Raw genomic sequence first — 431 nt, forward strand, 5'->3', positions numbered from 1 at the left:
GCGGCGGTGTGCCTGAGCGTAGGACCGTACCCGGACCGCGACGCGGCGCAGGCCGCCGTCGCCGCGCTGGCCCCGGGAGCGCCGCGTCCGCGCCTGCGCGAGGCGGCAGACAGCGATGCCACCAGCTTCCGCGTGATCCTGCCGACCATCGGCGGCGAGGACGGCCTCAAACAGGCCACCGAGCGCATCGTCGCCGCCGGCATCCGCGACTATTACCCGTTGCGCCAGGGCGATGCCGGCAATGCCATCGCCCTGGGCCAGTACCGCAGCCGCGAAGGCGCCGAGCGCCGCCGCCAGGAACTGGCCCGTGCCGGCTTCAACGCCGACCTGATCCCCAGCGGCGGCAGCGGCCAGTCGCGCTGGTGGCTGGACCTGCGCGCCGACTCCGCGGCGCAGGCCGCGACCCTGCGCCGCCAGCTCGGCGCCGCGCG

At 76.6% G+C, this 431-nt stretch carries 1 protein-coding gene; it reads left to right on the forward strand.

What is annotated here, in order from left to right; all coding sequences use genetic code 11:
- On the forward strand, positions 1-431 hold a 431-nt coding region (locus tag D588_RS25820), incomplete at both ends, for a hypothetical protein (RefSeq protein WP_017917480.1).

The organism is Xanthomonas sp. SHU 308 (assembly GCF_000364645.1).
In the GTDB taxonomy this organism is placed as follows: Bacteria; Pseudomonadota; Gammaproteobacteria; order Xanthomonadales; family Xanthomonadaceae; genus Xanthomonas_A; species Xanthomonas_A sontii.